Consider the following 24,400-nt stretch of genomic DNA (forward strand, 5'->3'; position numbering starts at 1 on the left):
CGATGGTTGAGCCATTGTCATCGCCTGGAAAAGGACCCGAACCTTCATGTCCTAATGGTCATTGACGTAATATGCCGACGATCTTTATCCACTCGTAGCCCGGGGATTTATCCCCGGAGGAACCTTGAACCGGGAATAAATCCCCGGGCTACGGGCAAAGCAAATGTCAACCCAATTTGCGAATGACCATAAGGACATGTTAGATGAGCGCTACTCCACTCTTATCGCCTGAGAACGGGCTGCGGTCAACAGGCTATCAACGCCTCGCTAGTCTCTCGCAAATAGCGCCTGCAAGCTGCCATGCGCCAGGGCGCTGACGGTGTTGCCGCGGAGCCCGGTCATCGTCTCCGCTGCGACCAACGCGTTGACGATAGCCTCCTCAACCGCTTGTACGGTGGCCTCGAACAGAGGACTCATCGCGTCGTTCGCCAACATCTGGACGTCGAGGACCTCCTCGCAGCCGGAGCCCGCCGGTGCCACTGAGAAGGCAATAAACAGATCTCCCGAGCTGTTGTTGGCGGTACTGCCGGTCCGAGCCAATCCCATCGGCCCGCGCCGCGCGATTCGCTTGAGCTGGTGTGGAAGAAGGGGGGCGTCCGTGGCGATGACCACGATAATCGACCCAACGTCGCCATGAGGCCCTAGGGCCGGCATGTCCTCGGTAAGAGCGAGTCCCAATGGAACTCCGGCAATGGTCATCTGCCGCCGCGCACCCATGTTGGCCTGGACCAAGACACCAACCGTGTAATCGCCGACCCGGCGAGACGATGTCCCGATGCCGCCCTTAAATTGGAAACAGACCATCCCAGTTCCGCCTCCGACGTTCCCCTCGGGCACCGGCCCGGAGCATGCTCCGTCGAGCGCGGCAAAGACGTTCTCGGGCCGCACATGAAACCCGTTGATGTCGTTGAGAAAACCATCGTATGTCTCCGCGACGACGGGAAGCGACCAAAAGCTATCTCCCTGACGATTCAGAGAGGGGCCCTTGTCGCGCTTCACTTGCCAGGCGATCACGGCATCGCGCACCACGCCGACGCTGTGGGTGTTGGTCAGCAAGATCGGGCTATCCAAAAATCCTGCCTCCTCGATCCAAGCCGTACCCGTCATTTCGCCGTTTCCGTTCAAGGCGTACGAACCGGCAAACGTAGGGGCGGTGCTCCCCAGACCACGGGGAAGGATGGCGGTAACGCCGGTCCGCACGCTTCCGTCCAAGGGGTCGAGGGTGCAGTGGCCGACCTCCACGCCCGCCACGTCCGTAATCGAGTTCCACGTACCTGGTGTACCGGCGAACGGAATTCCGAGCTCTCTCGCTCTCGTCAGATCCATTCGCCTAGCTTAGCTTCGCTTGCCCCATTGGCGAAGCTTCTGAAGCATCGCGGTCGGATTTAGCGGCTTGGACAGGTAGTCGTCCATTCCGGCCGTAATGCACCGCTCACGATCGCCCTGCATAGCATGGGCGGTCATCGCGATGATCGGCACGTGCTCCCCGGTGATCGACTCGCGATGGCGAGCCCGCCCCGTCGCTTCAAACCCGTCCATGCCCGGCATCTGAACGTCCATCAGAACGATGTCGAATCTCTGACGCTCCATCAGCTCCAGCGCTTCGATCCCGTTCTCCGCGCTTTCGAAAGTGCAGCCCCACATTTCAAGACGTCGCCCCGCGACAAGCAAATTGACTTCGTTGTCCTCCGCCACCAGGACGTGGAGGCCAAGGTCGATCTCTTCGGCTACCGGGTTCGACGGGGCGGGCGACTGAGCTCCCGAAGCGCCGAGTACTTCCAAGAGGGCCATGCGAAGGTGTGCCTGCCGGATCGGCTTGGAAACGACGGCGGAAAATCCGAATGAGCGGAGCGCTTCGAGCGTGGGGCGAATGCAGACCGACGTTAACAGCACCACCGGAATATCTTCATAGGCGGCAATCTTGCGGATGTCCCGCACCGTCGCGATGCCGTCCATCTCAGGCATCTGAAAATCGAGAAGTACGAGCCCAAATTGGGGCGACCCATCGCCGGACCTGAGAAGCTCAAGCGCTTCGCGACCGCCGGTGGCCTCCGTCGCGATACACCCCCAAGATCGGAGCTGCTCTTTTAGGATGCGCCGATTGGTTGCGTTATCGTCGACGACCAAAACGGATAGATCGGTGAGATTTTCCGCCGAAAGAACCGGCGGGGTGGCCCCCGTCGCCTGCTTGGTCAGTGGAAGCTCGATCCAGAAAGTGCTACCTTCCCCTTCGACGCTGCTCATCCCGAGCGTCCCATTCATCAGAAGCGCGAGTTGTTTGGTGACGGTGAGCCCCAGGCCGGTGCCGCCATATCGGCGCGTGGTGCTGTTGTCGGCTTGCGTAAAGCTCTCAAAAATTGCCGCTTGGCGATGGGCAGGGATACCGATTCCGGTGTCGCGCACCTCGATCCGCACGTGAACCCGGGTGCCGGTTTCCTCGAGAACGCTCGCCTCTACGGTGACCTCGCCGCGCTGGGTGAACTTGACTGCGTTGCCGGCGAGATTGGTGAGCATCTGCCGAATGCGCCCCCCGTCACCGATCAGGAGGTCGGGGAAGCCGGGCGGGACGAAGCAGTTCAGCTCGACTTCTTTGTCGCCAACGCGGGATGCCATCATCTCGCAGATCTCCTCGATGCATGTCCGGAAGTTGAAATCCGCTCGGTCGATGACCATCTTTCCGGCCTCGATTTTGGAGAAGTCGAGGATGTCGTCGATGACGGTGAGGAGTGCTTCGGCGCTGTTCTGGACGGTTCGAGTGTAGTCGAGCTGCTCCCGGGTCATCGGCGTTTCCAGCAAGAGGGAAGTCATGCCGATGACGCCGTTCATGGGCGTCCGTATTTCGTGGCTCATGTTGGCGAGGAATTCGCTCTTCGCGCGGGTCGCCGCCAGCGCCTGGTCCCGGGCCAGGATCAGCTCTTCGGCTTGCTCCCGAAGTTCCGCCTCGGCCAGCCGACGCCGTTCGAGCTCGTCGTGGGCCGCCTTATTTAATTTAGCGTTCAAGATCGCGACCGCCGCCTGGTCGGCGAACGGCAGCAGCAGCTCCGCGTCGGCGGCGGTGATCGGTCGACCCGTACGTAACGTATCGACGGAGATGATTCCCTGGAGCTCTCCGCCCGCCCTAAACGCCATGATCGCCCGGGGGACTCCGCTCGTGCCGGGCTTGCCGACGACGCTCAGGTCGGACAGCACGTCGATGACGAACGGCTTTCCGTCGCGAATAACCTCTTGTACGGTGTCCGAACAGTCGCGAAGCGAGTATGAGAGGTGACGTTCGTCGACGATGTTGCCTTCGGCGTCGGTACCCCACGTGCCACATAACTTGTCGCCGTCGATCACCCAAACGCCCACTCGGTCGATCCAACCGGTCTCCAGCATCGCGTCGCAGACAAGACGAAATACCACGTCCAGGTTTTGCTGCCCGCTTATCGCGGTCGCCATCTGCATCAACCGCCGCTGACGCCGCATCATGGTTTCCTGCGCCTGTACCAGCGCCGCCTTCTCGATAGCTACCGCTGCCTGATTGGCGAAGGCAACTAGCGGCTCGATGCTCTCCGCGGTGATCTTTCGCATCGTAAAGAGCGAGTCGACCATAAGGAATCCCACGAGCCGATCGCCGGCTCGAAGCGCGATCTCGGCGTGAGGGACGTTCTCGCGGACCTCGCCGTTTGCCAAGGGGATCGCCGGTCGCACGCCGATCTGGAACCAGGTCTCTCCAGGAACCACCGACATGGTCTCCAACTTGTCGCCCAGCGGAAAGCTCTTTTCGTGCTCGTCCAGTACCTCGCCGCTATTGGAGGTGCCCCAGGTTCCGGTGACGAAATCTCCGTCCACGATCCAGACGCTCGCCCGGTCCACCACGCCGCTCTCGACCGCCGCATCGCGAACGAGGCGAAAAATCGAGTCTAGTTCGACGTTCGTGCCGATCGCCACCGCCATCTGCATCAGGCGGCGCTGCTGATTGACGATGACTTCGCGTTCGTCCAGCAACCGTGCCTTCTTAATCGCCGCCGCCGCCTGTCCGGCAAATGGAAGCAGGCCGCGCATATCCTCATGGGTGATCGGTCGCTGGGTGATTAGATTGTCCACCCCGACGAAGCCGACCGTTTCATTGTTCGCCCGGATCTGCACGATGCCGTGGGCGTGGACGCCGGTCATTGCCTCCTCGTCAATCGGAGTGTATTCCGAGGCATATTCCTGCACAAGAATGTAATCTTGGCCGTCGGAAACCCCCATCCCCCAACTCTTAAGGTCCTCCTCGGTCATCGGATGAATCTGGTGGCGTATGTCTTCTAGGTTCCCATCCCGATCCGTGCCCCACGCGCCACGCATGGTGCGGGTGGCTTCATCGAACAGAAAAACCCCGGCGCGATCGAAACCGCAAACGTCGACCACGGTGTCTCGGACAATCCGGAGGACCTCGGAAATATCCATGCTGGCGTTAATCGCCGTGGTGAGCTCGACGAGGCGGCGTTGTTTCTTTAGCGCAATCCGGTGCTCGCGGCCGAGGCGGCACCGCTCGATTACGCTTCCGATTCGATCCGCCAGGGCGGAAAGAAACTCGTGGTCGTACGGGTCCCCTGGGGTGATAAATCCGAGCCGTATATCGCCGAACAGAATCGGAATCGATCCCTCGGGAGGATCGCCGCGGTCAATCGTGATCGAGATCGGATGCTCTTGGGGAAGTACGGCAAGTACGGCGGCGCTTACCTCTTCCGGTTCCTGGATTTGGCTTAGGACGGCGCCGATACGTCGCAACAACGCCAGACGGGCGTCGCCTGACACGTCTTCTTTGGCTCCTAGCGCGCTCGTTCCCATAAGGCGATGACTCGGCCGGCTCATCGAGGCCCCACCGGGCCAAGAAATCGCCGATGATTTCTCCTACTAGCCTATTGTGGGTTCAAGGAAACGAAACCTTAATGGTGCCTCTAGGTTCTATCGCGAACTCCGCTACATCTGTACGGTGAGAACCATAGCCGTTGATCCTCTCGTAGCGTCGGCGTTCCCCACTCGAAGCGCCTATGCCTCGGCGGTTACTTCGTGTACGAACCCCTATTTATCTCCCTCGTCTAAATACCGTAGGAGAAGAAAATGAAAACCACTAGAGGAGCCTTCGCGTTGGCCGTGATCGCCGCTATAGCGGTTCTCGCACCCACGGCGAACGCTCAGCATCGAGACCGGTACCGAGACGACGGCTACTACGACTACTACAATCGGCCCGGTACCTCTGTGCGCATCTTCCGGATACCGCCGGGCGGTTACCACTACGGCGGCGTGAATATCTACCGGCTTCGCGACTACCCGGTGTGGCCCTACGCTTACCCGCCCACCTACCGATGGCCATACGGCGGCATAACCTACATCTATCCCCCGCGCCACCATCGCCACCACCATCACGTCGAGTGGTAGCACTGGCGCGTCTACGCCATGACCATCCTGGTCTTGAGTTCATCGGCTGGGAGCCGACGCTACTGGTGGCGGACGATCAACCCCAAAACGGCTCCCGCCAGAATGAGCCCGGCCGAATTCACCCGGAACCTTAAAAGAGCGATCAGCGATAACAGAGCGATAGCCGCCGTGGGAAGGTCGTGAATGGCGTCGAGGCCCAGGCGAATCAAGACGGCCGCCATGAGCGCAAGCGCCGCCGCATTCACTCCATCCAGAAATCCGGCCGAGACCGGCGACTTACGCAAAGCCGGCAGAAGCTTCCCGCTGATCGCCACGAACAGGAACGACGGAAGAAAGATCCCCGCCGTCGCGGCGGCGGCTCCGGTGGGACCTGCCAATACGTAACCGATGAACGTTGCGGTCGTAAAAACCGGGCCTGGGGTGAATTGCCCGACCGCTACCGCGTCGAGAAGCTGTCCTTTGCCAAGCCAGTGCCACTGAGTGACAAGGTCTCGTTCTAAAAACGCGAGCAGCACATACCCACTCCCGTACAGAATCGACCCCACCTTCAGAAAGTAAAGAAAGATCACCGCTGGTCGGGGACTCGGCGGGCCGTGTCGCAACCCCTCCCAAGCTAGCGGGATTAGAGCCACCGCCGTCACACAAGCGAGAAGCTGGAGCAGCGGCCAGGCGGAGCGCCAGTCGCGGGTCTTTCGAACTGCGAGTCCGCCCAGGCCGATCCCGGCGCCAAAGAGGATTGCCAACTCCGCGACCCCCACGGCCGCAAGTGCGAGACTTGCTCCCAGGGCCAGCCGCTTGGGCCAAGTGTCGATCACCTTCGCTACCAGAAGGGCGATGGCCTGCGCCACTACGGCGACCACCACCGGCTTGATCCCATAGAGCGCCGCCTGGAAGTTCGGAAGCGACCCATACCGCGCATATCCGGCGGCAATGACGGAAACGATGAGCGCCGCGGGCAGGATAAAGCAAACCCCCGCTAAGACCATGCCTACCCAACCGGCGCGCCGCAAACCGATGTGGATCGCGACCTCCGTAGAGTTCGGCCCGGGAACGAGGTTGGCCGCCCCGATCATATCGACGAACTCCTCGTGAGTAAGCCACTCGCGTCGGCGAACGAACTCCGCCTCCATCAGCGCCAGATGCGCGGCTGGACCGCCGAAGGCGGTGGTACCCAGGCGAAGAAACGTCGCCGCCACCTCGCCCAAGGCCTTGCCCTCCATTACCCCTTTCGAACGGTTAGGTCCTTTTCACGCGCATAGGACGCGCCGTGCCAGAGAGTCCGGAATTCGAGCCGACCACCTGGAGGCGCCAGGAACGGAAGTGCGAACGCCTGGTATTCCATGGGCCGGGCGAAATCCCCTCGGGATAGATCTCGCGTGGCCAGCACCCGTTGGCTAACCGCATCGGCGACATCGATCGTTAGGATCTGCGCGTTGTCGAACGAGACGTTATCGAGCATCAGGCGAAAAATCGCGGTTCGCGGCCCGGAGCCAATCTCCGTGGCGTAAGGCCCAAAACACATGTACCGTTCTCGCTCGTCTCCGACCCGGACGCTCCAGCCGTCTGCCTCCGCTCGCCCCACCTGATGGTTGAATTCGGGAATCGCTTCGAAGGTCCAACTGTCGGGACCGGCCTTTGGGGTCACCACGAGCTCACCGCTAAGGGCAGCCGACTCCCCTTTCTTCATCCTTCCAAAGGAGAACTCGATGTTGTGGGTTCCCGGGTGGTTCATAAAGACAAGCTTTTCGTAATGCTTCGAACTCGTCACCTTGAAATCGACGGTGGCATAAGGGCCGTCTACTCGTGCGTTAAGGGTCGGCGCTTCCGTCGAGGCGCCCGCGACTTTGCCGATCAAGTTCTGTTTGATATCCCGGATCTCGCATTTCGGGCGGATCGCGGCGTAGCTGCTCTCGTTCTTCTTTACCACCCCGTCGTTTTCGCTACAGAAAAGCTTGAATTCCGAGCCGTCGAAGGAGAAGCTCTCCATCGACTTCAAGCCGAAGTCGAACGGGAACGAGATTGTGGCGAAGTCCTGATCTACCGGCCCGACAGACACCGCGAACGCCACCCGGTTCGGTCCTTTCAACTGCCAGTCCATCCGGTATCGAGGAGGAGTGACCAGCCGCGGGTTATCCGAAAGCATCCTTCCCCCAGAGCCGCCGATCGAATTGACGCTTCGACCTTGAGCATCCGAGCCGTCCGCAGACCCGATCAGGTACCCGCCGCCAGTCCGGATGTCGTCGCCAAGAATGCACGCGCCGTTAACGTAAATTCCCTTGAGGTGATTTCCGTCGCCGACAAACTGGACGGTCGCGCGATGAAACGCAAGCCCGATAAGAATCGAAATCATGATCTAACCTGTCTCATTGTGATCTGAGAAGCCACAAATCGTCGGTATGGAGGGCAGATTCGGCGGTTCGATTCTTCTACTCGCGACGAAGGCGATCGGGAGAAGTGTCTCGCGGCAGGCGAAGCTTTGGCCGAGGCGATCGTACCGGTCTCGCTCGCTGGGTCAGCAGCTTAGTTGGCCGAATTGATTTTGTGCTTTCTTGGACTCTAGTGACCTTACGGACGCTTGGCACGTCCTCACCTCGAATGACCGCCTTCGCGCCTCTGCTCGCTTTCGCCTTGCTGGGCTCGGCTCAGCAGACGTCTTCGTTCTTTCAACGGCTCGTGCCCCACCCCACGGGGCAGAACGGCTACGAGGAATATCTGCGGGCGGCGGATCGTGTGAACGATGGCGTCGTCGAGATGTATCTCGACGGAGTTGGCGCCCCACTTCCCGATCTCTCCCCCGTCGACCGGCGTCGATGGGAGTCGCTTGCGGCAGAGCTTGGCTCGCTAGATTACTTGGCCGTCCAACAAGCGGCGGTACGGAGATACGGCGCCGCATTAGATATCGCGGCTCAGGGGAACGGCAAACCATGCTACGACCCGCGCGACCCACGCCAGACGGTTAAGTTTCCGGAATACCGAGTGCTTCGGCAGGTCGTTCGGCTGTTCGTTTCGAAATCGTACGTGCAGTCGGCGACGGGAGATCGAGCCGGGGGTCTCCAGTCCCTCTTAAGTGCGTTGACCCTCTCTCGCAGAATGGGCGGCGTGACCGTATTGGGGCAGCTATACGGAATCCTCGCCAGCGGATCCGTCTATGAGCGGCTCGCCGAAGAATTGCCGCGGCTTTCGCTGAGCGACCTTCTGACCCTCCAATCGTATACGGGCTCCGCTCTCGCCGAGCCCACCGCGGTGGAAGGCGTGCTTCGAGCCAACGCCGCGCAAAGAGATGATGCGATTCAGAACCTCGATTTGCAGCGCGGCAAGGGGCTTCTGTCCGAGACCGACAAGGGAACGCAGGACATACGCGATCGACTCGCCGCCGCCTCGCCGGCCGAACTCGAATCCTTTCGCCGGGCACTTCAAGATCTGAACCGAAAGGGGTTCGAGCAATCTCTCGCCGATATTCACCGCCCCGAAAAGGAATGGTACGACGCAACCAAGCGTTGGCACACGGCTGGAAACCGGGGCCGGCTTGGGAGCGCATCCACTATGGAGGATGTGGCGGATGCCGTCTATCGCGAGACCATGCCGACGAGCGACCGGTTTGTATTGAGTCAACTCACCGCCCGGGCTCAGCTTCGTTTACTCGGACTTCACGCCCGCGTCCTTACTTACTATTGGCGAAATCATCGGCTCCCAGTGACGATCCCGGATGTCGAGGATCCACTCTCGGGCGAGCCGTTTGTATACGAATTAAAGAATGGGGCCTATCGCCTCTACAGCAAAGGGCGACCCGAAACGGGGACCGTGGAACTCGTTTATCAACGTCCTCCTTCCTCCGCGCTGGGCGACCCCTTGCCCTAGTCCCAGTGCATCGCCATGTCGCCGCCGAGCGACTGGATGAAATTGAGCTGAGCGTCGTGGTACATCGGAGAGGCGTTGGGCGTTAGGGCGTTAGGCGTTAGCTCGAACATAACGTGGTCCCGCTAACGAACTGAATCCCAACGCCCAACGCCCAACGCCTAGCGCCGTCCCCTTACGGATGGAACGACTCGACGCCCGCCGGATATGGAGCGACGTTCAGCGGGCCGACGGCGGCTTCGCTGGAGGCTCCGGCCCAGAAGTCGGGCGGGGCGCCGACGGTCTCGGGTACTGCGTTGCTGACCGCGCCCGCGCCGTGCTTCAGGTAGGCGACGATCGCCCACAACTCGGCATCCGTCTTATGTCGGAAGCTTGCCCAGGGCATGATCGGCGCGACGTAGTGCTGCGCCGCACCCGCGTTGGGCGGGGAGGCGGGATCCCATCCGTATCGGAGGACATTGAAGATCGATTGATCGCTCAGCGCTCCGATGCCGGTAGCGTTATCCGGCGAGATGTTCGCGGCGTAAACCGTCGTCGTCGGTCCTAGTTGGAAAATGCCCGGGCCGTTCCCGCCTCGATAACCCGAAAGCCAGGTTGGAGAAGAAGGATCGCTGCCTCCTTGCGAATGGCAGTCGCCGCAGCCGGAGCTGACCACCAGATAGCGGCCTTGAGCAACTTGCGCCGCGGTGGCTCGGCCGCCCGGCAAACCGAAACTGGCGGTCGAATTCGACGAGCTTCCTCCGCAGCCGATTCCGGCTCCAAAAAGCGTTAGGCCGGCGGCCATAAGTACAATGCGACCTCTCCCCGTCTTTGGAGTGAGTGCGGATAGAGCATCTTTGCGAAATCGCGAATTAAGCATTAGCCTCCCTTTGAGCCGAAGCTCCCAGGGAATATTACTGGCATAGCCCTACGTTTGCAAGGGGTCTCACTTTCCGCCGGTTGTCGATATCCCTTGGATAAACGTCTTCTGCGCGAAGAAGAAAAGAATGATGATCGGGATCGTGAAGATCGTGGCTGCGGCCATGAGCTGGGCGTAAAAGCCGCCGTAATGCGACACAAACTGTTGTAATCCGTATGCCAGCGGATACTTGGCCGGATCGTTTACGTACAGCAACGGGCCGAGGAAGTCGTTCCAAGTCCCGATGAACTGGAAGAGCGCGCAGGTGGCGAGGGCCGGCTTGGAGAGCGGCAACAACAGCCGCCGAAAGATGGTCCACTCGTTCGCTCCGTCCACTCGCGCCGCCTCCGACATCTCCGTAGGGATTGTCTTGAAGAACTGGGTCAGCAAGAAAACGTAATACGCCGAAGCGGTGAACGCTGGGACGATCAGCGGGAGATAAGTGCCGTACCAGCCCAGCGACCGGAACAGCGAGAAGACCGGGATCATCGTCACCTGCCCCGGCAACGCCATCGTGGCGATCATCACCGCGAACAGCGCGTTCCTCCCCGGGAAGTAGATCTTGGCGAAACCATACGCCACCACCGCACTGCTCGCGACCGCTCCGACCACCGTGCAGATACAAAGCAGCATCGTGTTCCGCAGGTAGAGCACGAACGGCATGTTGGTGAGCGCTTCGGGGTAGTTCGTCGTCACGACGGGTGACGGAATGAGCGATTTGAGGTTGAACTCGCTCGTGCCGAAGATCTGGGCGTTTCCCTTGAACGAGGTCGACACCATCCAGAGCAGCGGCAGGATCGCCGGCAAAGAGAGCAGGATGAGCGCCGCGTAGACCCCGATCTTGGAGGTCAGCGTAAGCTTTGCTTGGGCCTCATTCTTCATAGCCGAGTGCCCTCCTCTTCGCGGTTTCCTCTTTGAACTTCGACTCCAGTTCCTCGAGTGCCGCGGCAGGAGTCACCGCCCCGCGCACTGCTTGGTCCTCGGCCCGTGAAATAAGGTCGTTCAAAAACTGGAGATTGGCGATGGGAGGCGGCGCCTTGCAGTTGGGACTGGCGAGGATGTCGAGGAACGCCTGAAACTCCTTATCCCCTTTGAGCCACTTTTGGAACGTGGGCGACTTTGCCACTGCCGGCGAGTACGGAAGCCAGCCGCCCATGTTGTAGAACTTGGCCGCCCGGTCTGGCTCGTCGAGGCCGGTCCAAAACTTGAGGAATTCCCAGGCGCCGAGCTTCTCCTTAGCGGAGACCGGAACGATCATATAGTTCCCACCGACGGTTCCACCGAGCGGCTTACCGCCGTCCTTGGGAGGCGGCAGTGGATAAACCCGGTACTCGAGCTCGGGCTTGAACTTGCGAAGCTCCTCCACCCGCCACTGGCCGTCGTAAGTGACGCTCAGGTCCCCGTGCATAAACGCCCAGGAAGCGGCCCCCTCGATATCGTTCAGGCCAGCCTGGAATCGGAGAACGTTCTCGAACCCGAGTTTCTTTCGGTAATCGACGATCGCCTGGAGCGCGCGGCGGTTTTGAGGCGTGTTCAGCTCGACTTTCCCATCCTCGTGGACGTAGAACCCCCCGCCGAAGTAGTGGGAAACATAGTTGAGGTCGCTGAGGAGAAAGCCGAGTCGCTTGAGATTTCCTTTCTCGTCGTATTTGTTCAGCTTCATCCCCATCGCTTCCAGCTCTTCGAGGCTGGTGGGGAAGCGGTCCGGGTCGAAGCCGGCCTCGCGGAGCTGCTTCACGTTCACATAGAGCGCCATCAGATCCGCGCCGATGGTCATGCCGTAGCAGCTTCCCTTGTACATTCCGATGTCGCGGATGGCGGGGTAGCTCTCCTTGAAGAAGCGTCGCTTCTCTTCCGGGGTCATGAAAGTTTCGAGCTTGGTTAGAAAGCCGTTCGCCGCCATGTTCGGCACCGCACCGCTTCCCATCGACATCAGATCGGGTGGGTCGCCGCCGATAACGCCGAGAATGAACTTCGCGTCCGCTCCGCTGCCGGGGACGCTAACCGCGACGACCTCGTACTTGTCCTGGCTCGCGTTGAACGCGTCGACGATTTTCTGAACCTGCTTCTCCCAGTCACCCTGCCACCGGTGCCAGAAGCGGACGAGCTTGCGCTGAGGGTGTTGGCGCGGCGTCGAGTGTCCGGATGCGAAGACGACCACCGTTATCAAAACGGCGGCGATCCAAGTCAACCATTGCTTAGCCCCCATAGTGCACCCACCGCTTTTGAGTCCGGAAAACGATGCCGGTCAGGATGATGATGATGAAGAAGAGCATCCAGGCCATGGCGCTGGCGTAGCCCATATCCAGGTACTTCCAAGCCCGGTTGTACAGGTAGAGGCTGTAAAAGTAGGTGCTATCCTGCGGCCCGCCGTTGGGGGTGATGACGTACGCTTGGGTGAAATATTGGAACGCCCCGATGATCCCCATGATGAGGTTGAAGAAGATCACCGGGGTCATCATCGGCAGAGTGATCCGCCGCATCTTCTTGAACGCGTTCGCCCCGTCGATCGTTGCCGCCTCGTATAGGTCGACCGGGATGTCTTTGAGCCCCGCCAGGTAGATCACCATGCTCCCCCCGACCCCCCAGAGCGCCATGAAGACGAGGCTGTAGAACGCCCACGGCGCGGTGTTGAGCCATGCCGGGCCGCGAATCCCCACCAGCGCGAGGATCTTGTTGACCAGGCCAATGTTCGGATTCAAAAGCCAGATGAAGAGGACGGAGCTGGCGACGGTCGGCACGATCGACGGAAGATAGAAGATCGTCCGGAAGACCGTGATCCCCTTCACGTTAATGTTCAACAGCAACGCGAGCGCGATGCCGCCGACGATCCCGAGCGGTACCGCAACCGCCGCGTACTTCACGGTGACCCAAGCCGACTTCCAAAACAGCTCGTCCTGCGTGAGCAGCATCCGGTAGTTGGCCGTTCCGACCCACTTCGCCGGCGAGACGATGTTGTAGCGGGTGAACGAGAGATAGATGCTTTGCAGGAACGGCCAAAGGGTGAAGGCCAGAAAGCCAAGCAGCCACGGCGCGATAAACAGGTAACCGACCAAGTACTGCTTGGCCTTATGATTCGCGCGCGTGGGCATCCGTCCAGCTATCTTAACCAACCGGAGCCTCCGGAAGTAGCGTCGGCGCCCCGCCGATGCTTCGGAAGCGACTATGCGTGACCAAGCCCCGTGCCGTAAAGCTTCATCGCGTTATCGCGAAGCACCATTTGAGCGATCTGCATGGCACGGGGCCGGGTGATCTCACCTTCTCGCAAGAGCTCGGTTATCGCGATCGCCAGAGCCCGGCGGCCGGTGCGGTTGGAGAGCCAGCCAACCTCTTCCCAATTCACCTCGGGAGTGATCGCGGCGGCGTCCGTTGCGAACAAAACCTTCTCCGGCGCCATGATCAGCCAGGTCTTGATCGTTTGACTAAGCATCTCGGGGCTGAGCAAGAACGACTGGTAGGAGAAGTCGGCATAGACGTTTGGCTTGGATAGAAGGAACCCCGTCGACTTCTCGAACGGCCAGCCGCCGTGCAGCAGAACGAACTTGGTCTTGCGCAGGGCCGGGTCGTCGAATACGGGCTCCAAATTGAGAGGGTCGGCGCCCGTCAAGTCGAAGTAGGCGCCCACCCCCGCTCCGGTGTGGAAGTGGACTGCCATCCCCAACCGGCCGGCCTCGGCCGCGATCGCGTGAAAGAGATAATCCTGGAGCGTCTTGTATTCCGCCGCCCCCCGGTTCTCCTCCTCGAACGAACTGTGCGTAAACCTGCTCTGCGTCGCTCTTCGAGGCGATCGCGAAGTCGAGTTTGCGCAAATAGGCGGCCTCGAACTTGATGGCAAGCGCCCCTCCCCTTCGTTGACGAGCCAGCGTGGCGGCGACGACCTCATTGAGGTACCCGTCGAGCGTTTCCGGCAGTCTGGCCACACCGAGCTCACGCAGGTAGCGCTTCAGCAGAAGCTCCTCGCCTCCGTACATCGACTTGTATTCCGGATTCCGCCGCTTGGCCACGCCGTTGTCGAGCGGAAAGAGGAGAGCGTCGTCGAACGGCACCCATCGGAATCGGGGAGTTCCTAGGCTGTGCCCCATTACCACCCGATTGGAGATCATCGTCTGGATACCCAACCGGTCGAGAACCCACCCGGGATATCCATCTCCCTTCGATCGGGCCATCCGCGCTTTCCTTGCCAGCACATCTTTCAGGTGCGCCGGGCTGGCGTCGTGGTAGGGGTAGCCGTAGAGCTCGTGCCAAGCCTGGATGTAAAGCGGATTCTCGGGTCGGATGCGCGTCGGCAGATCGAACGGCTGCATCGCGTCCGTGGGTAACGCATCGTACTCGTCATCCGGTCGCTCGCCCGGGCGAGCGACCCTCACCGGATGCGCGTGGTTGTCGATCGCGCGAATGCTTCGAATCGCCGCGAAGATCTGTGGGTCTGGCTCGGTGCGAGGTGAAGGGGCGATGAGGCCAGGCAAAAGCAGGCAAACCCAATGGAGCATCGGCATGCATATTAGCGGCGAGCGCTTGAGAAGACAAGCGAGAGCTTCTTTACCGCCTCGTGTAACCTAGCCATATTGCAGTCGTATACTTTGGCTTGGGTGTCGAACGCGCGAATTAACCCATCTTGATTGGACACCGCCGTCGAGACGCATCTCTAAGGAAGGACATGCAGGAATTTAAGAACGAACCCCGATTCGACGACCGCTCTCAACAAGAGATCATCGCGCTGGCGGCGAGGCTGCAGCGCGAGGCGAATCAATCGATGTCCCTAAGCGAGCTTGAGCGGATCGCGATGGAAGCGGGCATCGAGCCGAGGTTCGTCCGGCAAGCCGCCATGCGTCACGCCGAGGAGACGGAGCCGATCAGAACCCTGGCCCCCATGCAAGACGTAATCGGTCCCAGCGCTCTGCTCGCGCTCGCCGCCGTATTCACGGTTCAGGTTGGTGTGGTCTGGACGCTTCTTTCAGGCGAGGCCAAAGTGAACGCCGTTTTGATCGGTGGTGCGGTTGCCATCGCCTTTGGCAAGCTTGCCCCTGCCCTCGGCCGCAGTTCTCGCTACGGCACCTACCTCCCACTCTTGGCGACCATCTTCTCGATCGTCGCTCTAACGATCGCGAGATCGAGCGTCGTCCACTACGGAAACTTCCAAATGCTTGGGTTGTTTACCGCGGTCCAATGCCTGATCGCTTTCATCACCCATTGGCTGTCCCACAACCGGGTCTCTGCGGCCGTTGCATCTCGAAAGAGCAGATCGGTCATATAGGGCGAAGGAGAGGAGAATGGGATAAGATCGGCGCAGACAAATGCGGTCCGCGCTGGAGGAGTTGGAGTCGGAAGCCATTCACACCCTGCGCGAGTGCGCCGGGCAGTTCGACCGCGCCCACATCTTGTTCTCCGGCGGTAAGGACTCGATCGTGGTCGCCCATTTGGCCCGCCTCGCTTTCCGGCCCGCGCGTCCTCCGTTCGCCTTGCTCCACATCGATACCGGGCATAACTTTGAGGAGACGCTCGCCTTTCGGGATCGGTTCGCGGTCGAGAACGGATTCGAACTTGTCGTTAGGACCGTCCAGGACTCCATCGATCGTGGGCGGGTTCACGACGAGACCGGGCCGAATCGGAGCCGAAACGCCCAACAGTCGGTCACCCTGCTCGACGCGATTTCAGAGCTAAGGCTGGACGCCGCCATTGGGGGCGCACGGCGCGACGAGGAGAAGGCTCGGGCGAAGGAGCGGTTCTTCTCCCATCGCGACGCGTTTGGCCGCTGGGAGCCGCAGAACCAAAGGCCGGAAGTGTGGAAATTGCTGATTGGCCGCAAACGGCATGGAGAACAGTTTCGAGTATTTCCACTCAGCAACTGGACCGAGCTCGACGTGTGGGAATATATTCGCTGGCGCAATCTGGCCGTCCCCGATCTGTACTTCGCCGACGATCGGCAGGTCGTCCGCCGGGGGCGAGTTTGGATGGCCGTAACCCCCTACATTGAGCTCGGACCCGGCGAGGTAGCCGAGACAAAGCGGGTGCGCTTTCGAACCGTTGGCGACGCCACCTGCACGGGAGCCGTCGAATCCAACGCATCGTCCGTAGATGAAGTGATCGAAGAGGTCAGGTCCGCCCGGCTCTCCGAACGGAGTACGCGCGCCGACGATCAGCGCTCCGACGCCGCGATGGAAGACCGAAAGCGCGAGGGGTACTTCTAGCCTTGGACACCCGCCCGATCGTGCGGGTTGTCGTGGCCGGAAGCGTCGACGACGGGAAGAGCACCCTCTTGGGGCGGCTTCTTTTCGACACGGACTCTATTCTCGACGATCAGCTCTCCGCAGTCAGGCGGGCGAGCGACGCTTCAGGTGAGGAAGCCACGAACTTGGCCCTCCTCACCGACGGGCTCCGGGCGGAACGAGCGCAGAAGATCACGATCGACGTCGCCTACCGGCATTTCAGCACCTCCCGTCGCCGCATCCTCCTCGCCGACACTCCCGGGCACGAGCAATACACAAGAAACATGTTGACCGGGGCTTCCACCGCCGACGCCGCGATTTTGCTCCTCGACGCGTCGCGTGGAATCACCGAGCAAAGCCTTCGGCACGCTTACATCACCGCCATGCTGCTCGTACCCCGGGTGCTCGTGGCGGTCAATAAAATGGATTTGGTCGGCTTCGACGAAGCCGCGTTTGGAGCGATTGTCGAGCAGTTTCGTGCGCAGGTTGGCTCACTCCATTTGCCTCTAACCTTCTTGCCCGTTTCCGCCAGGGAAGGAGACAACGTGGCCGCCAGGGGCGAGCGAATGCCCTGGTATCGGGGACCAACGCTTTTGGAGTATCTCGATGAGATCACGCCAAACGAGTCCGCCGTCGCGGCTCCCTTCCGGTTTCCGATCCAACTTGCGATCCGTCCCAATGCTTCGTTCCGCGGCTACGCCGGCACTCCGGTCTCGGGGTCGATTTCGGTAGGGGAACCGGTGCGGGTAATTCCGAGTGGCGTGACCTCGCGGATCGCGGCGATCCACGGGACGAGCGGATCGGTCGAGCGATGCGAAGCGGGAGATGCGATCGTTGTCGAGCTTGAAGACGAGATCGGCCTTCATCGTGGCGACATGCTGGTACGCCCCCGAGAAGTCCCGTCGGTGCTATCCCAAATCGATCTGGAGGTTTGTGTCACGGGTGGGACCGAGCTTCGAGCGGGGAAGCGGGTCTTGATTCGTCACCTGCTGAGCGAGGTTCCTGCCCAAGTCGCCGCCGTACGTGACCGCCTCGAACCGGGAACGATGGAGCGCGGCGCCGCCGATTCGCTCCAGACGAACGACATCGGCAGGATCGAGCTTCGCGCCGCCGTCGCGATGCCGATCGAGCCGTTTCGCAGCAATCGATCCACGGGTGGCGTGGTGCTGATCGATCCGGCGACCAATGAGATCCTCGCGGCCGGCGTGGCTACGGGTATCGAAACCCCAAACGATATCGTGCGCGAACACCCGCGCGTGGTCTGGCTTACCGGACTGAGCGGCGCGGGCAAGTCGACCCTTTCAAAAATGATGGTCGAAGAGCTGCAGGCTCGCAACGTCCCGTGCGTCATTCTGGACGGCGACGATCTTCGATCAGGTCTCAACCGGGATCTGGGGTTCGACGAAGCCGGCCGTACGGAAAACATCCGTCGAACGGCCGAGATTGCTCGGCTGCTGGCGAGCCAAGGGGTGTGGGTCGTCTGTGCGCTCATCTCCCCACTGGCTTCTCAACGCGAGCTGGCTCGCTCGATCGTCGGCGAGATCTTTGTTGAAGCTTACATTCGGTGCTCCTTGGACGAAGTAGCCCGCCGCGATCCGAAGGGGCTTTACCGCCGGGCCATGAGCGGAGAACTCCGTAGCTTCACCGGAATATCGAGTCCTTACGAGGTTCCGGACGCGCCCGATATCGTGATCGATACCGAAATGCTCACCCCTTCCGAGTGCCTCAGGCGACTGACCTCATTTTTAATCGGATAGGGGATTCTACACCTCATTTTTCATAACCTTGTGATAACCTGGGAATTGGAAAATACTGATTCCGTGGAGGAATTATGCGCCGAGCTTTTACGCTTATCGAGCTCTTGGTGGTGATCGCGATCATTGCGATCCTCGCCGCGATCCTTTTCCCTGTCTTCGCTCAAGCGAAGCAAGCCGCCAAAGTCACCGCCTCAATGTCGGGCCTTAAGCAAGTCGCACTTGGCCTGCACATGTATTCGGGCGATGCCGACGACATGACGATCCCGGAGTACGGTTATCCCGAGAATCCGGCCGTCGACAACAACCCCTATCACTCCAACACCACCTGGGTTGGCCGGATGTTTCCGTACGTCAAGAACCAGAGCCTGTTCTTCGACAAGACGATCTCCGAGATTCACGACTACAACAAGCTGTATCAAGACCCTTACTACCCGGATCCCTACTACACCTACACGTGGGCCTGGATCACTACGCTGTCGCTCAACACGCAGGGGTACGCCAATGCGGACGGCGGCCAAAAGTGCGACGGAACCGAGAGTGGCTCCGGCGGCAACCGCAGCTTGACGGCGATCGAGGATATCGCCGCCCGTTTGGCGGCAACCCCGACGCGATACGGATCGATTCCGGACTGGTCCTGGATGCGCTTCTACTCGACGAGTGCCTCTTGGCCGACCGCCGACGTGTACGCCAACACATTTAGCTGGTACCAAACCGTCTTCGACTCACGCAAGACTTACGGCGTCCGCTTCATCGGCGCCTTCGCCGACGGGCATGCCGGCAAGTATGGCCCGGAGAAGTTCGTGAAGTACTACAGCCTAACCCCTTCCAGAACGGAAGCGAACACGTTTAGCGAGTGGTGCACTCAAATGAACAACCGGAAGCTGTGGGATTTCTGGGGGCCTTATTGGAAAACAAGCTAAGGATGCTGATTGTCGCCGCGGTAGCCGCGGCGACCGTCGCCGGCTGCGGCGATCCGGGACCCTCCGGGCCCATGGTCGATGGCAAGAAGATTGATGCCGAGCGCAACAGGAATCTCTCGCCTCAGGACCAGAAGCTGATGACCGGTAAGGCCCAGAGCCGCTGAATACTAGCGGTGGCCGAGCGCTCGCTCGGCCACCTTCTTTGATCTAATCCGATGGCGTCGCCCGAGCTCCTGAACCGCTCCCTCCAAGCTTACGCCCGGAACGAGTTACACGAGGCGCGTTTGCTCTGCCGCGAGCAACTCGCCGCCAATCCGAACGACGTCGAAGCCCACGTGTTGATGGGGGCTATTCGCGCGCGTCTTGGTAACGTCGAAGGGGCGATCAAGGTTCTATATCGGGCGCTCGAGCTGAATCCAAACAGCGTAGAGGCCCTCGTATCGCTCTCCACCATCTCGTTCAACCTTCGGCAGTTCGAGGCCGCTCTAGCCCATGCCCAGGCGGCGGCGGAGTTGCAGCCGAAAGATCCCGCGGTTCTTCAGCATTTTGCCCGGCAACTGGAAGCCACCGGCCATCAACTGGAAGCGGCTTCGGTTCTCCAACGAATCGCCGAGCTGCAGCCCGACGACGTAGCCGTTCTCGAGCGTCTCGCCCACTGCTTGCGCGAGTCCCGGCGCGAAATCGATGCGCTTGCCGTGCTGCGCCGCATCGCGACACTTCGACCGGACGACCTTGCAGCGAGGCTGAAGCTTGGGCAGCTCGAGATGGCTCATGGAAAGTTCGACGAGGCTCTGTCGAGTGGCCGGGAGGCGATTCGGATCGCCCCACAGAGCGCGACCGCCCATCTCCTGGTTGCCCTGGCGCTCGCCGAGAGCGAGCGCGGCGATGAAGCGGAGCCGTATTTGCTTCGGGCGGCGAAGCTTGACTCCAACGAACCGATGGCCCAGGCGGCGCTGGGCTTCTGGTTTCAGGAACGTGGCCGGTTCAACGAGGCAAAGGCCCGGTTGGAACGCGCGATCTCGTTGAATCCGAACCACGGTTTTGCTTATTACAATCTGTTCCGCGCTAAGAAAGCCGGCGGTTCCGACCGGCACACGCTTGCGAAGATGCGCGTGAAGGCGGATGACCCTGCGCTACCAATCCGCGACCGTAGCTATCTACACTACGCTCTCGGAAAGGCACACGAAGATTTGAACGAGTACGGCGAGGCGATTCGTCACTATGACGCGGGGAATCGACTCGCCTATGATCTTTGGCTTGCCGATCGGCCGTGGGATCGAGAGGCATACTCCGCCGGTTTTTCACGCACGATCGACGTGTTCTCCAGGGACTGTTTCGACGAGCTTCGTCCAACTTCGAATTCGTCGGAGCTTCCATTGATCATCGTCGGGATGATCCGGTCGGGCACCTCCTTGCTCGAGCAGATTCTGTCGAGCCACCCCGACATTGCCGGCGCAGGTGAGCTTCCGTATTGGCATCAGCATGAGCCGGAAACGTTGGACCCGAATGGCCGACCTAGAGAGGATCTGTTGCCCGGTATCGCGGAGGGATACCTCCAAAAGCTCCGCTCACTTGCGCCCGAAGCTCGAAGAGTAACCGACAAGTTGCCGCACAACTATGCGATGCTTGGCCTGATCCATACCGTGTTGCCAAACTGCCGGATCGTTCACATGACCCGCAATCCGGCGGACAACTGCCTATCGGTTTACACCACCGCCTACCAGCGGCCGCCGGTCTTCGCGCACGACCGCTCGAACATCGTTTTCGCCTATCGGGAGTACCAGCGCATCATGTCGCACTGGCGCCAGGTCCTGCCGCCCGACCGCTTCATCGAGATCGAATACGAGTCTCTGATCACCGACCGAGAGCCGGTCGTCCGACGCCTGCTGGAGTTCTGCGGTTTGCCTTGGGACGACGCCTGCCTCCAGCACGAATCGAACACCCGGGCGGTTCGAACACCATCTCTCTGGCAAGTCCGGCAACCGATCTACGGCACCTCGATCGAACGCTGGCGCCGCTTCGAAGATTGGATTCCCGAGTTCACGGCGCTCGTTGGAGAAGAGAGGTAGGTTCTGCGACCGCCTTTTGGGTTCGGAGGAAGTTAACGCAAAGCGTTGTGTAGCCGCAGGTTGGCTCGTACCTGCGCGGAGCCTTTCGTTTTCTGACGAAGCGTGGTGGATCGTTTGAGCATTGTCGCGCAGGTACGAGCCAACCTGCGGCTACACGGCTGCGCCGTAGGGGATGGGGGCGACTCTTGTCCGGGATTGTGGGTCTTGCGCTCGCAGGCTCGCTGATGGAAAGCGGTGACAGGTCACCGCAGTCTATAGGGGTGTTGATCTCTTTGCGCACCGCCCTATGAGGTCGGAATGCGTGCTTCTTGGGTTCGTTTTCGGTCTGGCTAAGTTCAATTCTGGGTTCGTTCCGTGGTTTTTACTTTTCTGGCTGGAGCGTCTGGGGGGTTGGGATCGTCGGATGCGGGGAAGTATCCATTGTAGCTCGTAATAGTAAATATTAGTCTACTATATGGTGTCCTTGGCCAACCGCTTCTAACGAGCGACGGAAAGCCCAGCGGGAGGGGGTAGGGGACAAGACCGGCCTCCGAACCTCAAAGAGAATCCGTCCGCTAGCGAAGGGTTACCCGCCCTGGCGGGTTACCCTGGTACGGGCTACCCCAAGGGGGTTGCGTCCGGACGCAACCCCGTTGGGGTAGAAATCCCGCGCGTTCTCCCCCCAGGGTAGCTCGTGCCTCGCAACCCTTCGCTAGGGGGACGGAATCCCTTCGGGATAAGTGGAATCTTTTACATTGGAGCGGCGCAGATCGTCAGCGACGTCTAAAGGGTCTAACGCCGGATGAAGCGTAAGTGGGTCTTTTTGCCTAGCCATATCGTGTCAGCGAACGAAATTTTCGGTCGCGCACGGGCCTCGAAATTGTTCCATGGATAGCTTCAACGCCGATCCTTCTCAGATTCGAGCGGGCGGCGGGAATTCGCTCCATAAATACGCCGACCCTAAAAAGAGAGTTTCACCAGGCAAAGGAAGTTGCCATATGATGTCCGTGACTTGCGAAGAGGCAAGCAGAATTCCCAGGTTGAATCTGGGAATTAGAGTACTAATTGCGGGGAGAGCGCAGGGTGAACTTTGTCGATGCAACGCTCATAAGGATTGCCGATCCTGCCACTCGGGCGGCCGTCTTCGACCAGGCGGCGCTCGAGCAGATGGCACAAGCCGCCTACGACGCGGATGCTCTCGCTCTCCAAGGACCGTACACCGCGATCTTCGACCAGGTGACCCTGGGGATGTCGATCAGCACGGTCGGAATTCTCGAAGGGACGATCCGCAACCAGAGCGGAGGAATGGCAACGGACATTCACCTCCAGGTCGCCGGCCTCGGGCCGCTACTTCCCGCCCGGGTCGATGCGCTTTGGAAAGGAAGCGTGGTTGCTCGAACGATGCCCTCCGATGGGCACATCACGACCGTCAAGGTCCGCTTCTCGGTCGACGACATCGACGCGGAGATCGTCAAAGATCTCGGCGCGTTGCCGCCCGACCCGGCCGACCTGGAAACGGAGCGCCGGACTCGTTTGATCGCCGAGATGCGGGGGGCGATGGCCCAGCCGGCACTCCTCACGGACGCTGCGTTCGACAACTGGCTTAGCAGTATCGGAGCCTCGTCGGTGAGCGACCTTGTGGCCCACGGAAAGGGATCGATCCTCCCGAGCGTGTTGCAGCTTCAGTTTTCGGCGCCGCCGGATGTGGCGGCAAGCCCGCGGCAGTTGCCGGTCGCCGCCGCCATCCTGATCCGCGACATCGGCTTTTCCGTCGCGGAGCTCTTGATGCAGAGCAAGATGCTGCGCGAACAGCTTTCCGACCGCGGAATCGACGTTCCAAAGGACCGCTCGCTTCCTGCAAAGAATCCGTTTCTCGTCGTCTGGATCGTCCCGATCACCGTCTTCGACGACCCATCGTGGCCGGGCGCGGGCGGCAACCAGGATGCTCTCCGGGCCGATCGCCGTCAAAAAGCCGGCGCTTGGCTCGGGCCCGAAGGGATCGCTATCGCGGGGGTCAGCGTCGCATGACCTCGTTCCAACTCTCCATTTCCGGCGGGGCGTCCGTCCCCTTCGGCCTCACAGAACCTTAGGAAAGAACCATGGCAGTACCCGTAGCCTATCCGTTCGTCGAGGTGTTCATCACCCCGCCGCCAACCCCCATCGCCCAACGCTCGCCCGGTGTCATCGCGATCGTGGGCAAAACTCCCGCCGGAGCCGATGGCGGACTCACCCCCGCAAACGTTCCGGTCGAGATCGTCACGATGGACGACGCAGTGACCAGCTTCGCAAAGAAGAACCCGGACGGCTCGGTAGCGGCGACGACCTTGTACAACTCGATCGCACTGGCGTTCCTCCAGGATCCCAAGCCGTCGAAGATTTACGGTGTCCGTGTCGCCGCCGATAATTATGCGGCGGCATTGGCCTCGTTGGAAGGGGTGGGGGACGTTACGTTCGTTTCTCTTGCCAACGATGCCACGCTCGGAGCCCCAGCCGCTGGAGCCACGCCCCCAACTGGCCTGCAGGCGCTCAAGGCGCACGTGGAGTCGATGTCCAGCCAAGGGGCTAAGCGAATCGGCGTCGCGATGGTCAACCCCGCCACCGCCAAGAGTCCTACTTACGCGGCCGACGTGATCGCGGCGCTCACCGCCCCGAATACGCTCAAGAGCGACGTCAGCCGGATGATCATGGTCGCCGCTCGCGGGGCTACCGGCGATGTCGCGACGGCCGCGATGGCCGCCATCGCGGGCTTTTCGCCGCAGACGTCCATCGTGCTCAAGAAGATCCGAGGGATCTCTATCCCGAATGAGCAGCGGTTCTCGCCGAGCGAGATCATCGCCTTGTCCAACGCGAACATCATCCCGATCATCCACCCCGCGCTTATCGTCGGCGAGAGCCTACATTTTGGGGAGGGACGTCTCTTCACCACCGATGCCAGTCTCCTCTTCGTCGACCTCGTGCGCGTGATCGACGACGTCGATTTCAAGCTCCAAGCCGGCTTGGTCGGCATGATCGGAGACTCGAGGATCACCAAGGCCGGCCTCACGCAGGTCAAGGCGCGTATCACGGCGATTCTCGATCCGCTGGTCGGATCGGCGGAGTTGGACGACTACCACGTCGAGATTCCGATTCTGAACATGCTTCAGATCCCCGAATCCGCCCGCACCGCGGCGGAAGAGCTGCAGATTTCCGATGCGCGCGCCAACCGTGTGATCGACGTCTACGTGACGATCGTTTACGGCCCGGCGATCCACCGGCTCCGAGTCAACCTCGCGGTGAAGTTCTAACCGCCCCGAATTCTAAGGAGGAAATG

General features: G+C 60.7%; 19 protein-coding genes. 10 read left to right on the forward strand and 9 right to left on the reverse strand.

Features of this window, described 5'->3' with window-relative positions; all coding sequences use genetic code 11:
• Positions 1-267 precede the first annotated feature (267 nt).
• A complete protein-coding gene (locus OP10G_RS15270; protein ID WP_084179356.1) occupies positions 268-1,326 on the reverse strand; it encodes a DmpA family aminopeptidase in 1,059 nt (352 codons plus the stop codon).
• Positions 1,327-1,335: 9 nt separating this feature from the next.
• Entirely contained in the window at positions 1,336-4,815 is a 3,480-nt protein-coding gene (locus OP10G_RS25885; protein ID WP_227624942.1) for a response regulator, read from the reverse strand.
• 273 nt (positions 4,816-5,088) lie between these two features.
• Between OP10G_RS25885 and OP10G_RS15280 the strand changes: the two genes are divergently transcribed.
• Positions 5,089-5,406 (forward strand): hypothetical protein, encoded by a 318-nt coding sequence (locus tag OP10G_RS15280; RefSeq protein WP_025229566.1) that lies wholly within the window; start codon positions 5,089-5,091, stop codon positions 5,404-5,406.
• A gap of 59 nt (positions 5,407-5,465) precedes the next feature.
• On the opposite strand, the gene chrA is transcribed toward OP10G_RS15280, so the two are convergent.
• Positions 5,466-6,626 (reverse strand): chromate efflux transporter, encoded by a 1,161-nt coding sequence (gene chrA / locus OP10G_RS15285; RefSeq protein WP_025229565.1) that lies wholly within the window; start codon positions 6,624-6,626, stop codon positions 5,466-5,468.
• On the reverse strand, positions 6,626-7,756 hold the full coding sequence (locus tag OP10G_RS15290; protein WP_025229564.1) for a hypothetical protein: 1,131 nt from the start codon (positions 7,754-7,756) through the stop codon (positions 6,626-6,628). Before OP10G_RS15290 ends, chrA begins: the two co-directional genes overlap by 1 nt.
• Before the next feature lie 245 nt (positions 7,757-8,001).
• Between OP10G_RS15290 and OP10G_RS15295 the strand changes: the two genes are divergently transcribed.
• A complete protein-coding gene (locus tag OP10G_RS15295) occupies positions 8,002-9,264 on the forward strand; it encodes a hypothetical protein (RefSeq protein ID WP_025229563.1) in 1,263 nt (420 codons plus the stop codon).
• Positions 9,265-9,436: 172 nt separating this feature from the next.
• Here the strand turns inward: OP10G_RS15295 and OP10G_RS15300 are convergent, their stop codons facing one another.
• From OP10G_RS15300 to OP10G_RS25890, 5 genes are all read right to left on the reverse strand, one after another.
• Positions 9,437-10,045 carry a c-type cytochrome gene (locus OP10G_RS15300; protein WP_025229562.1) on the reverse strand — a complete coding sequence of 203 codons (609 nt, stop codon included), beginning with the start codon at positions 10,043-10,045 and terminating at the stop codon, positions 9,437-9,439.
• A gap of 141 nt (positions 10,046-10,186) precedes the next feature.
• Positions 10,187-11,041, reverse strand: coding sequence for a carbohydrate ABC transporter permease (locus OP10G_RS15305; RefSeq protein WP_025229561.1), 855 nt, complete (start codon positions 11,039-11,041; stop codon positions 10,187-10,189).
• Positions 11,031-12,368: an ABC transporter substrate-binding protein gene (locus tag OP10G_RS15310; protein WP_025229560.1), complete on the reverse strand. Its 1,338-nt coding sequence runs from the start codon at positions 12,366-12,368 to the stop codon at positions 11,031-11,033. Before OP10G_RS15310 ends, OP10G_RS15305 begins: the two co-directional genes overlap by 11 nt.
• Positions 12,358-13,251 (reverse strand): carbohydrate ABC transporter permease, encoded by an 894-nt coding sequence (locus OP10G_RS15315; RefSeq protein WP_038473201.1) that lies wholly within the window; start codon positions 13,249-13,251, stop codon positions 12,358-12,360. The genes OP10G_RS15310 and OP10G_RS15315 overlap by 11 nt, the downstream gene beginning before the upstream one ends.
• A gap of 71 nt (positions 13,252-13,322) precedes the next feature.
• Positions 13,323-14,042, reverse strand: coding sequence for an amidohydrolase family protein (locus OP10G_RS25890; RefSeq protein ID WP_084179362.1), 720 nt, complete (start codon positions 14,040-14,042; stop codon positions 13,323-13,325).
• Between the two features lie 774 nt (positions 14,043-14,816).
• On the opposite strand from OP10G_RS25890, the gene OP10G_RS15330 reads away from it, so the two are divergent.
• The 8 genes from OP10G_RS15330 to OP10G_RS15360 all read left to right on the forward strand — a co-directional run bounded on the left by OP10G_RS15330 (position 14,817) and on the right by OP10G_RS15360 (position 24,374).
• Positions 14,817-15,413: a hypothetical protein gene (locus OP10G_RS15330; protein ID WP_025229556.1), complete on the forward strand. Its 597-nt coding sequence runs from the start codon at positions 14,817-14,819 to the stop codon at positions 15,411-15,413.
• A gap of 40 nt (positions 15,414-15,453) precedes the next feature.
• Complete coding sequence (gene cysD / locus OP10G_RS15335) at positions 15,454-16,347, forward strand: sulfate adenylyltransferase subunit CysD (protein ID WP_025229555.1); 894 nt, start codon at positions 15,454-15,456, stop codon at positions 16,345-16,347.
• 2 nt (positions 16,348-16,349) lie between these two features.
• Positions 16,350-18,122, forward strand: coding sequence for an adenylyl-sulfate kinase (gene cysC, locus OP10G_RS15340; protein WP_025229554.1), 1,773 nt, complete (start codon positions 16,350-16,352; stop codon positions 18,120-18,122).
• Positions 18,123-18,196: 74 nt separating this feature from the next.
• Positions 18,197-19,042: a prepilin-type N-terminal cleavage/methylation domain-containing protein gene (locus tag OP10G_RS24795; protein ID WP_025229553.1), complete on the forward strand. Its 846-nt coding sequence runs from the start codon at positions 18,197-18,199 to the stop codon at positions 19,040-19,042.
• Positions 19,043-19,044: 2 nt separating this feature from the next.
• The gene (locus OP10G_RS26915) at positions 19,045-19,206 is read left to right on the forward strand and encodes a hypothetical protein (RefSeq protein WP_158409251.1); all 162 of its coding nucleotides are present in this window, start codon (positions 19,045-19,047) and stop codon (positions 19,204-19,206) included.
• 51 nt (positions 19,207-19,257) lie between these two features.
• Positions 19,258-21,111, forward strand: coding sequence for a tetratricopeptide repeat-containing sulfotransferase family protein (locus OP10G_RS15350; protein ID WP_025229552.1), 1,854 nt, complete (start codon positions 19,258-19,260; stop codon positions 21,109-21,111).
• A gap of 1,062 nt (positions 21,112-22,173) precedes the next feature.
• Positions 22,174-23,118, forward strand: coding sequence for a hypothetical protein (locus tag OP10G_RS15355; protein WP_025229551.1), 945 nt, complete (start codon positions 22,174-22,176; stop codon positions 23,116-23,118).
• A 71-nt stretch (positions 23,119-23,189) separates the two neighbouring features.
• The gene (locus OP10G_RS15360; protein WP_025229550.1) at positions 23,190-24,374 is read left to right on the forward strand and encodes a hypothetical protein; all 1,185 of its coding nucleotides are present in this window, start codon (positions 23,190-23,192) and stop codon (positions 24,372-24,374) included.
• Positions 24,375-24,400: the final 26 nt, after the last annotated feature.

The sequence above is a fragment of the Fimbriimonas ginsengisoli Gsoil 348 genome (genome assembly GCF_000724625.1).
GTDB lineage: Bacteria > Armatimonadota > Fimbriimonadia > Fimbriimonadales > Fimbriimonadaceae > Fimbriimonas > Fimbriimonas ginsengisoli.